Annotated in this window: 12 protein-coding genes; 4 read left to right on the plus strand and 8 right to left on the minus strand. The window is 72.7% G+C overall.

What is annotated here, in order from left to right:
• Window positions 1-64: 64 nt before the first annotated feature.
• Genes ABIQ69_RS14370 through ABIQ69_RS14390 form a run of 5 tightly spaced genes read right to left on the minus strand, consistent with a single transcriptional unit; the run spans window position 65 to window position 6159 of the window.
• Window positions 65-1270 (minus strand): substrate-binding domain-containing protein, encoded by a 1206-nt coding sequence (locus tag ABIQ69_RS14370; RefSeq protein WP_350347810.1) that lies wholly within the window; start codon window positions 1268-1270, stop codon window positions 65-67.
• Window positions 1270-2427, minus strand: a complete 1158-nt coding sequence (locus ABIQ69_RS14375) for an ABC transporter permease (protein WP_350347811.1) — start codon at window positions 2425-2427, stop codon at window positions 1270-1272. The genes ABIQ69_RS14370 and ABIQ69_RS14375 overlap by 1 nt, the downstream gene beginning before the upstream one ends.
• Window positions 2424-3491 (minus strand): ABC transporter permease, encoded by a 1068-nt coding sequence (locus ABIQ69_RS14380; protein ID WP_350347812.1) that lies wholly within the window; start codon window positions 3489-3491, stop codon window positions 2424-2426. Before ABIQ69_RS14380 ends, ABIQ69_RS14375 begins: the two co-directional genes overlap by 4 nt.
• Window positions 3488-5050 (minus strand): sugar ABC transporter ATP-binding protein, encoded by a 1563-nt coding sequence (locus ABIQ69_RS14385; protein WP_350347813.1) that lies wholly within the window; start codon window positions 5048-5050, stop codon window positions 3488-3490. Before ABIQ69_RS14385 ends, ABIQ69_RS14380 begins: the two co-directional genes overlap by 4 nt.
• Entirely contained in the window at window positions 5047-6159 is a 1113-nt protein-coding gene (locus ABIQ69_RS14390; RefSeq protein ID WP_350347814.1) for a Gfo/Idh/MocA family oxidoreductase, read from the minus strand. The genes ABIQ69_RS14385 and ABIQ69_RS14390 overlap by 4 nt, the downstream gene beginning before the upstream one ends.
• A 116-nt stretch (window positions 6160-6275) precedes the next feature.
• On the opposite strand from ABIQ69_RS14390, the gene ABIQ69_RS14395 reads away from it, so the two are divergent.
• The 3 genes from ABIQ69_RS14395 (at window position 6276) to ABIQ69_RS14405 (ending at window position 9078) form a co-directional block, all read left to right on the plus strand.
• The gene (locus ABIQ69_RS14395) at window positions 6276-7463 is read left to right on the plus strand and encodes an ROK family transcriptional regulator (protein WP_350347815.1); all 1188 of its coding nucleotides are present in this window, start codon (window positions 6276-6278) and stop codon (window positions 7461-7463) included.
• A 212-nt stretch (window positions 7464-7675) separates the two neighbouring features.
• Window positions 7676-8260, plus strand: coding sequence for a YqaJ viral recombinase family protein (locus ABIQ69_RS14400; RefSeq protein ID WP_350350029.1), 585 nt, complete (start codon window positions 7676-7678; stop codon window positions 8258-8260).
• Window positions 8257-9078: an alpha/beta fold hydrolase gene (locus ABIQ69_RS14405; RefSeq protein WP_350347816.1), complete on the plus strand. Its 822-nt coding sequence runs from the start codon at window positions 8257-8259 to the stop codon at window positions 9076-9078. The genes ABIQ69_RS14400 and ABIQ69_RS14405 overlap by 4 nt, the downstream gene beginning before the upstream one ends.
• Here ABIQ69_RS14405 and ABIQ69_RS14410 read toward each other — a convergent pair.
• The 3 genes from ABIQ69_RS14410 to ABIQ69_RS14420 form a co-directional block, all read right to left on the minus strand.
• Window positions 9062-9949 carry a capsular polysaccharide synthesis protein gene (locus ABIQ69_RS14410; RefSeq protein WP_350347817.1) on the minus strand — a complete coding sequence of 296 codons (888 nt, stop codon included), beginning with the start codon at window positions 9947-9949 and terminating at the stop codon, window positions 9062-9064. The genes ABIQ69_RS14405 and ABIQ69_RS14410 overlap by 17 nt on opposite strands.
• Window positions 9946-10599, minus strand: a complete 654-nt coding sequence (locus ABIQ69_RS14415; protein ID WP_350347818.1) for a Pr6Pr family membrane protein — start codon at window positions 10597-10599, stop codon at window positions 9946-9948. Before ABIQ69_RS14415 ends, ABIQ69_RS14410 begins: the two co-directional genes overlap by 4 nt.
• A gap of 73 nt (window positions 10600-10672) precedes the next feature.
• Window positions 10673-11632 carry a helix-turn-helix domain-containing protein gene (locus ABIQ69_RS14420; protein WP_350347819.1) on the minus strand — a complete coding sequence of 320 codons (960 nt, stop codon included), beginning with the start codon at window positions 11630-11632 and terminating at the stop codon, window positions 10673-10675.
• Window positions 11633-11687: 55 nt separating this feature from the next.
• Between ABIQ69_RS14420 and ABIQ69_RS14425 the strand changes: the two genes are divergently transcribed.
• Window positions 11688-13040 carry an MFS transporter gene (locus tag ABIQ69_RS14425; protein WP_350347820.1) on the plus strand — a complete coding sequence of 451 codons (1353 nt, stop codon included), beginning with the start codon at window positions 11688-11690 and terminating at the stop codon, window positions 13038-13040.
• The last annotated feature ends 15 nt before the right edge of the window (window positions 13041-13055 follow it).

The raw sequence follows: 13055 nt of genomic DNA on the forward strand, positions 1-13055 counted from the left end.
TCGGGCGGCGGCCGGAGGAACCGGGCCGCCGCCCGACCAGATTAGGCGGTGGTCACGCCGAGGGTCAGGGGATGACCCGGTCCTGCCACACCTGCGGGTAGCCCGGCAGGTCCTCGCCGCCGAACTTCGCGTAGTGGCCGTCGGGCATGCCCTCGTTGGCGGCCAGGTACTGGTCGACCTCCTCCGCGGTGATGGGGCTCTGCGGGAGCACCCACTCCTTCGGGATCTCCTCGCCGGCGAAGATCTTCTGCGCGGCGAGCAGCGGCGTGCGCCACTGGAAGTTCGAGTACACCGGCGCGAGGCCCGTGAGCCCGGTCTCCTTCCACTTCCGGAGGAAGCTCATCTCGTCCTCGCCGGTCATCACCGGGTAGTCGGCGCCGGCGTCCTCGAACGCCTCGATGGCGGCCACCGCGCCGTCGCCCGCGTCCATCCAGACGCCGTCGACGTCGCCCTTGGCGAGCTCGTCGGAGATGATCTTCTTGATCTCCGCCGGGTCGGCCCCGGTGAAGTAGTCGACCGCCTCGATGTCGTTCTCCTCGAACAGCTTCTCGGCCGCGGCCCAGCGCTGCTCGAGCACGTCGACGCCCGGCAGGATGCGGAGCGCGACGACCTTCGAACCCGGCTCGAGCTCCTCGATGAGGAACTCCGCCGTGTCGATGCCCCACGCGAAGCCGCCGATCGGGTGGATGAACGTCACGGGGCAGTCGGTCTGCACGCCGCGGTCGAACACGATCACCGGCTTGCCGGTGTCGCACGCGCGCTCGACGGCCGGCGTCATCGCGGCCGTGGAGTTCGGCGAGATGATGAAGACGTCGCAGTTGCCCTCGTTGATGAAGTAGTCGATGTCGGCGATCTGCGTGTCGTCGGAGTCCTGCGCGTCGCGCGTCTCCATCTCGGAGATGACCCCGGCCTCCTGCAGCACCTGCAGCTGCTGGTTCATGGTGATCCAGCCGGTCTGACGCCACGGGTTCGAGATCGACGCGTTCGCGAAGCAGGCCTTCTTCGCGCCCGAACTCGCGTACTGCGAGGTGTCGACCATCTCGGGGTTGATCATCTGCAGGTACGGCTGGCCCTCGGGGCCTTCCGGCACGACGTCGCGCTCGGCGTCCTGCTTGTCGAAGAGCTCCTGGTCGAACCAGTCGACGGCCTCCTCGGTCTCGGCGGCCTCCTCGCTCGGGGCGGAGACATTCGGGTCGGTGGTACAGCCCGCCAGCGCGATCAGCGCGAGGGCGCCGACCATGGCGGATGCCACGGTGAACCTGCGTCGCATCACGAACCTCCCTTGGTTTCGTTGTCAGCCCTCGGCGTCGAGGGAATGGGTGCAGGACGAGCGGATGCCGCGTCGGCGTCCGGCTCCTTCGCCCCGTCCGGCCCGGGCGCTGGTGCCTGCGCGGGCTCGGCGAGGGAAGCTTCGAGGGCGCGCCCGCGTCGGCGGGCGCGGAACGTCGTCGCGGCGTACGCGACGGCGAGGATGATGATGACGCCCTGGACGGCGTCGCGGTACGTCGACGGCACGCCCGCGAAGTTCAGCAGGGTGAACAGCGCCTCGAGCGCGAACGCGCCGGCCGCGGCGGCGACGACCCAGCCGCGTCCGCCGCCGAGCACCACGCCGCCGAGGACCACGGCGGTGATCGCCGTGAACTCGTAGCCGCGGCCGACGCTCGGGTGCACGCCCGCGTAGCCGACGAGGAGCATGCCGGCCACGGTCGCCGAGAGCGCCGAGATGATGAAGGTCGAGGTCTTCACCCACCAGGTGCGGGTGCCCGAGTAGCGGGCCGTCACCGGGTTGTCGCCGAGGGCGACGATGGTGCGGCCGAAGGGCCGGCGGGAGAACCACACGGCGAGCGCCAGTACCGCGACGAAGATCACCACGGCCCACGGCAGGATGCCGATGACGGGCAGGTCGCGGATGCCGCCGCGCCCGAGCTCGCGGAACTCGTCGGCCGGGTTGCCCGTCGCCGCGCCGCCGGTCCAGTAGAGGACCCCGCCCAGCAGGGCGAGCATCATGCCGAGGGTGACGATGAAGCTCGGCACCCGCAGGAACGACACGATGAGGCCGTTCACGAGGCCGACGAGCGCGCCGAAGGCGAGCATCAGGACGGTCACCGGCAGCGCCTTCGAGGCATCCTGACCGATGAGGTTGCCCGCGATCACGACCTGCGCCGTCACGACCGAGCCCATCGACAGGTCGAACTCGCCGCCCACGATCACGAAGTACTGGCCGATCGCCACGATCGCGACGGGTGCGACGCGCTGGACGAAGCGGATGAGCTGGTCGGGCTCGGCGAACGACGGGTTCAGCACGATGATCGCGACGAGGAGGATGACGAGCAGGAGGAATACGGCCCCCCTCGGGCTCACGAGGGTGCGCCCCCATCGGGCCAGCCGGTCGCCGAGACCGGGCTGCGGCGTGGTGGTCGCGGTCATGCCCGCACCTCCTCTCGATCGGATGCCGCATCGGGAGCGCCCGGCGCGGCGATGGTGCCGCGCGGCCCGAACCTCGGCCGCCGGCTCTCGACGCGACGGCTCGTGTAGACCGCCACGGCCGCGACGATGACGACGCCGCGGACGACGTCCTTCAGGAACGGGTTCACCTGCAGCACGCTCATCACGTTGTCGACGACGGCGAAGATCGCGACGCCGCCGATGGTGCCCCAGATGGAGCCGCGCCCGCCCATGAGCAGGGTGCCGCCGAGCACGACGGCCGCGATCGAGAGCAGGTCGTACCCGCCCTGCGTGCCGACGGTGGGGCTGCCGACGCCGAGCCGGCTCGCGAGGAGCAGGCCGGCGAGCGCCGCCGAGATGGAGCAGAGCACGTGCGCCACGATGAGCGGCCGCGCCGTGCGGATGCCCGACAGCCTCGCCACCTGCTCGTCGCCGCCGACCGCGTAGATGCGGTGGCCGGTTCGGGTACGGGCGAGGAAGAGGGCGGCGAGCAGGGCCACGAAGAGCATCAGCAGCGTCGAGACGGGCACCGGGCCGACGCCCGTCGCGCCGATGAGCTGGAAGTCCCAGGGCACCGACCCGCTGGTGCCCTGGTAGTTCGTGTCGAGGTAGCCCTTCACGATGAGGCCCGTGCCGAGGGTCGCGATGAAGCCGTTGACCTTGAGCTTGGAGACGATGAGCCCGTTCGCGAGGCCGATGGCCGCGGCCACCGCGAGCACCGTCAGCACCGCGATCGGGATGTTCGCCGGGTTGCCGGCCATGAGGTCGGCGGCGATGAGGCTCGACAGGCTCACGACGTACGGCACCGAGAGGTCGAGCGACGCGCACAGGATCACGAGCGTCTGCCCGATGGCGACGAAGCCCAGCACGCTCATGCCGGTGAGGATGTCGCGGATGTTGCCGGCGCTGAAGAAATTGCGGCCGACGGAGGCGAGCAGCACCGAGCCGATGATGATGACGGCGATGAGCGCGATGCCGACGATGAGGCTCGCGTCGAGCCGGCGGCGGCGCCGCGCGGGCCGCGGGGTCCCCGTGGCGGCGCTCATGCTCCGCCTCCGAGCCCGGCGGCGTCGGCGCCCGGCAGGCGCAGCGTGCCGGTGGCCGCGGCGAGGATGGTCGCCTCGTCGGCGCGGGCCGGCAGCTCCGCCGAGGCCCGGCCATCGTGCATCACGAGGATGCGGTCGGACATGCCGATCACCTCGGGCAGCTCGGACGAGATCATGAGGATCGCGACCCCTTCCTTCGCGAGTCGTCGCATGAGGCGGTACACGGCGACCTTCGCGCCGACGTCGATGCCGCGCGTGGGCTCGTCGAGCAGCACCACTCTGGGCCCGGTCGCGAGCCATTTGGCGAGCACGACCTTCTGCTGGTTGCCGCCCGAGAGGTACTGCACCTCTTGGTCGCTGCCTCGCGAGACCACTTCGAGGCTCGACAGCACGCCCGGCAGGTCGCGCCGGGCGGCACGCGTGCGCCGGGCGAAGACCGAGCGGATGACGAGCAGCGCGTTGTCGGCGATGGACTGGTTGAGGGCGAGCCCCTGCGCCTTGCGGTCCTCGGTGATGAGGGCGAGCCCGGCCCGCACGGCCTGGCGGGCGCCGGTGACCCGCACCTCGCGGCCGTCGAGGCGCATCGAGCCGCGGGTGAACGGCGCGATGCCGAAGATCGCCTCGACGAGCTCAGTGCGACCCGACCCCTGCAGCCCCGCGATGCCCACGATCTCGCCTGCGCGCACCTCGAGGTCGACGCCGTCGACGTAGTCGTTGCCCGCGCCGCGCAGCTCGAGCCGCGGCGCCCCCGGCTCGGTGCCGGGCTCGGGGTCGGGGTAGTACGCCTCGATGGGCCGGCCGACCATGCGGCGCACGAGTTCGTCGGTGTCGAGCGCGGAGGCCGGGTCGGTCGACACGAGCGCGCCGTCCTTCAGCACGGTGATGGTGTCGCAGAGGTCGAAGATCTCCTTCAGCCGGTGCGAGACGTACAGGATCGCGACGCCGCGCTCCTGCAGCCGGCGGATGATCGAGTAGAGCAGCTCCACCTCGTGGTCGGCGAGCGCGGCAGTCGGCTCGTCCATCTGGATGACCCGGGCGTCGGTCGAGAGTCCCTTCACGATCTCGACGATCTGCTGTTCGGCGACGGTGAGGGTGCGTACCGGGGCATCCGCGTCGATGAAGTCGATGCCGAGGTCTTCGAGCAGCTCGCGCGTGCGCCGCACCATGCCGGCGCGGTCGACGAACCCGCCCTTGCGTGGCTCACGGCCGAGGAAGACGTTCTGGGCGACGCTGCGCTCGGGCAGCAGGTTGAACTCCTGGAAGACGGTGGCCACGCCGGCGTTCGCCGCCTCGACTGGGTGCCGGAAGACGACGGGCTCGCCGCCGAGGCGCACCGTGCCGGCGTCTCGCTCGTAGACGCCCGCGAGGATCTTCATGAACGTCGACTTGCCGGCGCCGTTCTCGCCGACGAGGCCGTGCACCTCGCCGGCGCGGAGCGCGAGGCCGACGCCGCGGAGCACGGGCACGCCGAAGAACGACTTCTCGAGCCCGTCGGCGACGAGGACGGGGGCGCCGGTTGCGACCGTGCCGGCGGCCGGAGTGGGCATCGCGCCGCTCATGCCGCGACCTCCGTCCACTCGCCGGATGCCGCGGATCGCAGCACCGCCTCCGTCACGCGCACGGCGCGGACGCCGTCGGCGAAGGTGGGCAGCCCGTCTGGGCGCTCGCCCGCGATGGCGGCGTAGGCGTCGGCGACGAAGGCATTGAAGGCGTCCTGGTAGCCCATCGGATGCCCCGCCGGGACGATGGACAGCCGGGCGGCGTCGGGCGAGAGCCGCGCAGCGTCGCGTTCGAGCAGGCGCGAGTCGCTCGTGCGGCCGACCCAGAGCCGCTCGGGCCGCTCCTGCTCGAACCGGACGCTCGCGGCGGTGCCGCCCAATTCCACGACGAGCCCGTTCTTGTGCCCGGGGGCGACCTGGGAGACGAGCAGGGTGCCGACCGCGCCGCCGGAGAGCTCGACGACCACCGCGACGAGGTCTTCGGTGGCGATGTCGGTGTTCGTGGCGCGCGCGCCGTACACGGTGCGGGTCACGGCGTTCAGCCGGGTCACCCGCTCCCCGGCGGTGAACTCGAGCAGGTCGACGAGGTGGCTGCCGATGTCGGCGAACGCTCGCGACGGGCCCCCGAGCGCACGGTCGACGCGCCAGTCGTCGTCGTTCGGCGTCGCGAGCCAGTCTTGGAGGTACGCGCCCTGAACCGAGACGAGGCGGCCGGTCTCGCCGCTCGCGACGAGGGCGCGGGCCTCGCGCGCCATGGGGTGGAAGCGGTACACGAAGGGGACGGCGGCGACGAGCCCGCGCTCCGCCGCGAGATCGGCGAGCTCAGCAGCGGTGGCCGCGTCGGTCGCGAGCGGCTTCTCGCAGATCACGTGCTTGCCGGCCTCGAGCGCCGCGCGGACGATGTCGGCGTGCGTCGCGTTCGGCGTGCACACGTGCACGACGTCGAGGTCGGCATCGGCATCGGCGAGCAGGTCGTCGAGCGAGTCGAAGCCCCGCGCGAGACCCAGCCGCTCGGCGGCGTCGCGCGAGCGGGATGGCGAGGATGACGCGCCCCCGGCGAGTGCGGCGCCGACCGCGCGAGCCGCCCGGGAGTGCACGGCGGCCATGAAGCCGCCCCCGACGAAGCCGGCCCTGATCGTGCGGGCCGGGGCGGTGACATCCGTTGTCATGCGGACATGCTGACACAGCTCCGGCATCTTTTGCCAGTCTTTGATCAAAAGTCGCCTGCGTCGTGACAGTCCTGTGATCAACGCTCAGACGAAGACGGTGTGCTTTACTCGGGTGCATGGTCGACATCAGCCGCGGATCGGCACTCGGCGTCTCGGGTGCGAGCGAGCTGTTCCAGCTCCTCCGCGACGGTGTGCCGCGCACGCGTGCCTCGCTCGCGCAGTCGACCGGGCTCGCCCGTTCCACCATCGCCGCGCGCGTCGACGAGCTCATGCGACTCGGGCTCGTGACGCCCGTGGCCGACGCGGCCTCCACGGGCGGTCGTCCACCGTCGCAGTTCGCGCTGAACCCAGAGGCGCGCGTCGTCCTCGCCGCCGACCTCGGCGCCTCGCACGCCACCATCGCCGTCACCGACCTCGCCGGCACGGTGCTCGCCCAGCACGGCGAGCGCCTCGACATCTCCGACGGCCCGGAAGCCGTGCTCGGCTGGATGGTCGAGACCGGCCACCAGCTCATCGACCGCCTCGGCCGCGACCGCCACGACCTCGCCGCCATCGGCATCGGCGTCCCCGGCCCGGTCGAACACGACACCGGCCGCCCCGTGAACCCGCCGATCATGCCCGGCTGGGACCGCTTCGACGTGCCCGGCTGGGTGCAGCAGCACCTCGAGGTGCCCGTGCTCGTCGACAACGACGTGAACATCATGGCGCTCGGCGAGCGCGCGCTGGCCTGGCCCGCCGTCGAGCACCTCGTCTTCGTGAAGGTCGCCACCGGCATCGGCTCGGGCATCATCTCGGGCGGGCTCCTCCAGCGCGGCGCGCAGGGCATCGCCGGCGACATCGGGCACGTGCGCGTCGCGCGCGGCGCCGACGTCCCGTGCCACTGCGGCAACCGCGGATGCCTCGAAGCGCTCGCCTCCGGGCCCGCGATCGCCAGGGCGCTCCGCGAGCAGGGCGTGGCCGCGAACTCCGGCGGCGACGTCGTCGACCTCGTCAAACGCGGCGACCTCGACGCCATCCAGGCCGTCCGCCAGGCCGGCCGCGACATCGGCGAGGTGCTCACCGCCTGTGTGAGCCTCGTGAACCCGTCGGTCATCGCGATCGGCGGTTCGATGGCGCGCGCGGGCGAGCACCTCATCGCGGGCGTCCGCGAGGTCGTGTACACCCGGTCGATGCCGCTCGCGACCGAGCACCTCGCGATCGTGCAGTCGGCCGCCGCCGAGAACGCCGCCGTGCTCGGCGCGAGCATGCTCGCCATCCATCACGCGCTCTCCCCCGAGGGCATCGACCAGCTCGCCGCCCGGTGACAGCGAGCGCCCTGCGCACGCCGCGGCCCGGCGAGGCGCGGCGGGCTCCTGACGGCCCCCGGCGGTACGCTCGTGGGGTGACCGACCAGCCCTTCGCGCTCTTCGAGCTCGAGGACTACGCGCCCCCGGCTCGAGCGCCGGTCCGGGCCGAGCGCGCCCCGCTCCCGCACGAGCGACGCGTCGTCGCCGACTCGGGCGACCGCGTCGCCTGGCTGCGGGCCCGCTCGCGCGGGGTCACCGCGACGGATGCCGCGAAGCTGTCGAGCCGGCAGGCCGTGCGCTCGGCGGCGTGGGAGAAGCTGCACGGCTCCGGCGGCCGCAGCTTCGGCGGCAGCCGGTACACCGACCACGGCCGCGAGCGCGAGCCGGTCATCGCCGAGTGGGTGCGTCGCGAGCACGGCATCGCGCCGTCGAGCCTGCTCTTCCACGCGGAGTCCGATCGCCGCCACCTCGCCACCCCCGACGGCCTCGCCGTCCGCGGCAGCAGCGTCGAGCTGTGCGAGATCAAGACGACCACGAGGCCGTGGCGGGGCATCCCTCGCGGGTATCTGCGACAGGTGTGGTGGCAGCAGTACGTGCTGGGCGCCGAGCGCACCCTCGTCGTCTGGGAGCAGCACGACGGCTTCGTGCCCATCGGCGAGCCGCAGTGCCGGTGGGTCGACCGCGACGACGACCAGATCCAGATCCTCCTCGGCCTCGCCGACGAGCTGCTCGCCCTCATCGCCCCGTCCGCGCCGCCGCTCACCGCACCCGACGGGCGCGATCGCACGTTCTACCGGCCGGGTCCGCTCGCGTGACCACGCTGCTGCTGCACGGACTCGGCGCCGACCGGCGGCAGCCGCTGAAGCTCTTCAGTCCCGTGCTCGCGGCGATCGACGGCGCCGACGGCCCGGTGGTGGCGATCGACGTGCGCGCCCACGGCACGTTCCACGAGGTCGGCACGCCCGCGGACTTCGCGCTCGATCGGCTCGCCGCCGAGGCCGCGGCGGCGACCGTCGCCGAGGTGCCACGGCTCATCCAGGCCGAAGACGCTCCCGACGACGCGGCCCTCGGGCCGGCGCCGCTCACCGTCATCGGCATCTCCATGGGCGCCGCGATCGCCCTCCGCCTCGCCCTCGACGGCCTGCTGCCGGTCGACCGGGCGGTGTTCGTCCGCCCCTCGTTCGACGACCGCTCGCTGCCGCCGAACCTCAGGGCATTCCCCGTGATCGGCGAGCGCCTCCACGATGCGGGTGCCGACGGGGCCGCCGAGTTCCGCGAGACGAACCTCTACCACGAGGTCGAACGCGTCTCGCCGGCCGGCGCGGCGGGACTGCTCGCCCAGTTCACGGCGCCGCTCGCCGAGGAGCGGGCGATGCGGCTCGTCGAGGTCCCCCGGAATCGCGCCTTCTCCGACGACGCCGAGCTCGCAGGGCTCGCGGGGCGAGGCATCCGATCGCTCGTCGTCGGCGCGCCCCGCGACCCGGTGCATCCGCTCGCCACCGCCGAACGGTGGGCGGGCGCGCTCGGCGTACCGCTCGAGACGGTGCCGGCCCGCGACGACGGGCTCGCCGCGCAGACCGCCGCCATGCGCGATGCCGTCGGCCGCTGGCTCGCCCTCACAGCCCGCGCGTGACGAGCCGGTCGAGCACGGAGCCGGCGGGCACGGCCTCGGGATCGTACTTGTAGCTGAGCTTCTGCACGAGTGCGGTCTCGAGGATGAGCCGGACCTCGTCGGCGTCGTACGGCCGCAGCATCGCCAGCTGCAGCAGATGGCTCGGGATGGTCGAGACCTTCGGCATCCGGCGGGCGATGCGGCGCGCGTCGGGGTCGAGCGTCCGGAGCGCCTCGAAGATCCGGTGGTAGAGGAAGTAGTCGGGCAGGTCGCCGCGCTCGCGCCACCACCGCTCGAGCGCGGCGCGCTGCAGCGCGATGAGCGGGTTGCCGCGCCGCGCGGCGATGAACCAGTTCGACACCTCGTTGCCGGGCCAGCGGAGGTACAGGGCGCCGGCATCGAGCAGCGGCGCGACGCGGTCGGCGAGCGGCTCGGGGGCGAAGGCCGTCGCATCGACCCAGATGCCGCCGTAGCGCTCGAGCAGCGTCACGCGGATGAGGTCGGAGCGCTGCGCCGGATGATCGGCGAGCGCGGCGGCGGCCTCCGGAGCGATGGGGGCGACCTCGTCGACCGTCGTCGCATCGAGGATGCAGGCGTCGGGGTGCACGCGTTCCAGCTGGTCGAGGCAGGCGCGCACGAGCGGCGGCGCCTCGTCCCGCGGGCCGTCCCAGTAGCTCCACACGGGCAGGGGCTCCGCGTCGAGGCCGGGCGTCGCCGGGTCGAGCATCGTGGCCGAGGCATCCGCGCGCAGCTCCTCGATCGAGGACGCGACGAACTGCTGGGCGTCGAGTCTCGCGCGAGCCGACGCGATCGGATCGATGGTCGGCGCGTAGTACCGCTTCGCCCGCCGCACCTGCGCGACCAGGCGCGAGACGAGGTCGTCCGCGGTCACGACTCCACGGCGGCGCGGGCCGGCGCGCCGGGGACCGGCAGCCGGCTCAGTGCGACGAAGGCAGATCCGACGAGCAGGATGAACGCCGCGATGGCGATGACGTACACCGCGACCCCGCCGTACCCGGCCTCCTGCGCGGGGTTCAGGAACGGGTACGGGTACCAGCCGATGAGGGCGCCGCGGATGAGCGAATAGCCGGCCCAGGCGACGGGGAACGCGGCGATCAGCCAGAACCGGTTCCAGGGGACGCGGTTGCGGCCGGGAGCGAGGAGCCAGTCGAGGACGACGAGGATCGGCCCCCAGACATGCAGGATCTCGTTCGACCACGGCACCGTCGTCGCCTGGTCGAGCGAGATCTCCCGCAGCAGCAGGTTGTACACGACGAGCGTCGTCGCCATGTACGTCGCCGCGCAGACCCGGACGATCGTGAACCAGTCGGGCTCGACGGCGCGCGTGAACGAGAACCAGGCGCCGACCAGCAGCGTGAGCGCCGCCAGCGCATTCGAGAGGATCGTGAAGAAGCTGAAGAAGTTCACGACGAACGCGGCCCGGTCGGGCACCATCGACCAGCTGACGACGAACTGCCCGACGATCGCGACGACGATGAGCACTGCAGCGGCGACGCGAAGCACTCCGGCGACCTGACGCACGTGGACCCCCTCCCCGCCGCCCCGTGGCGGCGCTGACCGCAGCATATCGGCGGTCGGCTCGGCCGGGCGATGCTCAGCCCGGCACGCCGGCCAGCAGCGCGGTGCCGAGCTCAGAACGCAGATAGAGCACGCTGCGGCCATACCTCGTCGAGGTGAGCAGGCCCGCGTCGCGCAGCACGCGCAAGTGCTGGTTCACGGCCGAGGGCGTCACCCCGAACCGTACGGCGAGCTCGGTCGACGAGGCGGGTTCGCCGAGAGCGGCGACGAGCCCCGCCCTGGTGTCGCCCAGCACCGCCGCGACCGCGGCCGGGTTCGGCGTACGCTCGGCCTCCCAGAGCGCACCCTGCCCGCGCGCCGGGTACAGGATCATCGGCGGCCCATCGCCCACCGGCGCGGAACCGCGTCGCGTGAACATCGTGGGCAGGAGCGTGAGCCCCTCGCCACCGACAGGCCGCAGCCGGGGCGTCGGATCGGCGAGCCGGATGCTCAGCACGCCGTGCTCGTAGACCACCCGCGAGGTCAGGCCGTTCAGCATCTCGGAGAGTCCGGACAGGGCGACCTGCCGCCCCCGGTAGACGATGTCGGCCTCGAGCACCGCGCGCATGCGCGGCCAGTACGGCTCGAAGCACGTGGCCCACAGGCTCCGGAGCGCCGTGACGATGCGCTCCAGCGCACGGTCGGTCGGGCCCTGCAGCACGTCGGGGACGCGGCCGTGCACGCCCTCGAGGTCGGCCCGGAACCGGTCGGGCGAGGTGGCGAGGAGACCCGCGAACTCGTCGTCGATGCGGGTGAGCGGCGAGGAGGGTCGCGGGTTCAGGAAGTCGGGCGTCCAGCCGCGGTGGTCGATGAGGGCCATCAGCACCTCGAGGTCGAGACGCTCGCGCGCGGCCTCGGTGCGGCGGAGCCAGCCGAGCTGGAGCGGGAACCGCGACGGGTCGGCGATGGCGCGGAGCGAGAGGCCCAGCTCGGTCAGCGGCGAGATGCCGAAACGGACGGCGCCGACGTCGTCCTCGGTGAGCAGGTACTGCAACATGTAGCACAACGCTACATCGATTCTGAACGACCTCCGACTCTGACAGAAACGAAGCGTGACCACCCGCACCGCCCCCGCCGATCCCTCCCCCGACACCGGGTCGGTTCCCGCCCCCCGCCCCACGCTCGCCGCCCGAGTCGCGGCATCCGTCGCCGACCCGGTGCTGCGCATCCTCGTCACGGCGACCCTCATCAGCCGCGTCGGCCGGGGCATCTTCCTCACGGTCACGGTGCTCTACTTCACGCTCATCGTCGGCCTGCCCGCCCACGAGGTCGCGATCGTGCTGTCGGCCTCGAGCGCGGTCGGCATCGTCGCCTCGCTCGCGGGCGGCTGGCTCTCCGACCGCTGGAGCGCCAGGCGGCTGCTGCTGATCTTCACCGCGCTCGAAGGCCTCGGCCTGCTCGGGTACGCACTCGCGGACGACTTTGCGGCGGCCCTCATCGTGGGCATGGTCGTCGGCGGCTTCGGACAGGCGGCGAACTCCGGTCGTATGGCGATCATCGCGCGCGCCTTCGAGGGCGAGCCGCGGGTGCAGGCGCGCGCCGTGCTCCGCACCGTGACGAACGCCGCCATCGCCGTGGGCAGCGGCATCGGCGCGATCGCGCTCGCGATCGGCACCGCCGAGGCGTACCGGATCCTCCTCGTCCTCGCGGGCCTCGCCTACCTCGCTGGCCTGCTCCGTCTCGTTCGGCTGCCCAAATCGGTCGACGCCGTGCCGCCGCGCGAGCACGAGCCCGTGCTCACCGCCACCGGGTCGACCGACGTGCTCGCGACGAAGCGGCAGGCCAGGCGCACGCTGCGCGCCCACTCCCCGTGGCGGGACCCGCGCTACCTGCTGCTGACGCTCTGCAGCGCCGTCTTCGGCATGCAGTTCGGGGTCGGCGAGCTCGCCGTGCCGCTGTGGATCGCGCAGGACACCGCGGCGCCGGAGGTCCTCGTCTCCGTCGTGCTCATCCTCAACACGGTCGTCGTGATCCTCTTCCAGGTGCCCCTGTCGCGCGGCACGCACGACCCGCGGCGCGCCGGGCGGGTCTCGGCGATCGCGGCCTGGCTGATGGCGGCCGCCTGCCTCGTGTACGCCGCGGCCGCCGGACTGCCCGCCTGGGTCGCCGCCGTCGTGATCGTCAGCGCCGCCCTCGCCCACGCGTTCGCCGAGGTGCTCTCGCAGGCCGGCGGCTGGGGCCTCAGCTTCGAGCTCGCCGACCCCGTCCAGGCGGGCACCTACCAGGGCGTCTTCGGTATGGGGTACTCGGTCGGCGCGATGTGCGCACCGCTCGTGGTCGCGGCCACGACGGAGCAGCTCGGGGGCGCCGGGTGGGGCATCCTCGCGGTGGTGTTCCTCGTCTCGGGGCTCGGCACCTGGGCGATCGCCCGGTGGTCCGCGCGGACGGCGGCGGCCGCGGCCTGATCGGAGCCCGCCAGC

The sequence above is a fragment of the Agromyces sp. G08B096 genome (assembly GCF_040267705.1).
Lineage (GTDB): Bacteria > Actinomycetota > Actinomycetes > Actinomycetales > Microbacteriaceae > Agromyces.